Annotated in this window: 1 protein-coding gene; it reads right to left on the reverse strand. The window is 66.2% G+C overall.

Annotated features, from left to right (window positions below; genetic code table 11):
• Positions 1-10: 10 nt before the first annotated feature.
• Positions 11-847: a transposase family protein gene (locus tag ACFY2X_RS47355; RefSeq protein WP_389952069.1), complete on the reverse strand. Its 837-nt coding sequence runs from the start codon at positions 845-847 to the stop codon at positions 11-13.
• Positions 848-1,010 lie beyond the last annotated feature (163 nt).

Raw genomic sequence — 1,010 nt, forward strand, 5'->3', positions numbered from 1 at the left:
TGACGTGATCTCAGCGAATTGCCGGTAGGTAGTTGTGCTCGAAATGGGTGAGGACAAGCGCTGCGCGGGCGATGTCGCCGATTCTGCTGGGGCTGACGGTGATGTGCTGGAGGGTCCGCCAGCGGCCTTTGAGCAGGGCGAATCCGCGCTCGCCGAGACAGCGCAGGGCGCGTAGGAGCCGGTTGTAGGTGCGGTTGCCCGGGCTGAGGATCTGGTTGCCTTCGGGCCGCTTGATCGGCGTATGAATGCCGATCCCGGCGCCGTCGTAGCCGCTGTCGGCGAGGGTGGGCAGGCCACGTGCGGCTGCGGCGTACAGCGCGCCCAGCACCTGTGCGCGGGCAGCGGACAGGTCGTGGACAGAGCCGGGCTCGACCTCGGCGATCCACAACGGCAGCCCGCCAGGTGCCGACAGGGCCTGGAGGTTGCCGGCGTGCTGGTGGGCCTTGCCGGAATACCAGGCGTCGATGGGTTCGCCCTTGACGCTGACGGTCTGCTCGGCGCAGCGATCGATCGGGATCAGGGTGCCGTCGAGGATCACGTACGCCAGTCCCTCGACTTGGGCACGGTCGAGAGCTTCGTGCAGGTCAGGCGCTTGAGCTGAGAGAACTCCGATTCCCTCGTGGATGTAGCGGTAGGCGGTGGCCCGGGAGATGCGATGGTCACGGCCGAGCTTGGGAACGTCGTGCTCGCCGCGGAACCAACGCAGCACCATGACCGCCTGCCGGAACGGGCTCAAGGCCCGGCTACCTTGCGGGGTGCCACGCAGTCGGCGTTCTTCGTGCAGGAGTCGCGCGAGGTACTGAACGAGTGCGCGGGAGACGTCGAGCGTGGCACGATGAGCAATCACGTGGAGCCTTTCGGTCGGCTGAGATTCTTGTGGTGAGAGCTCTTCTACCGGGGGCTCCACGCCTGTTTCCGGCCTTCGGCGACTCCTCCCGAAAGGCCCGGAACGCCACGGGCGGCGTTCAAGAAATCCCAATCGCCCGAACTATTTCGCTGAGATCACCTCA

Source organism: Streptosporangium sp. NPDC000396 (assembly GCF_042898655.1).
Taxonomy (GTDB): Bacteria; Actinomycetota; Actinomycetes; order Streptosporangiales; family Streptosporangiaceae; genus Streptosporangium.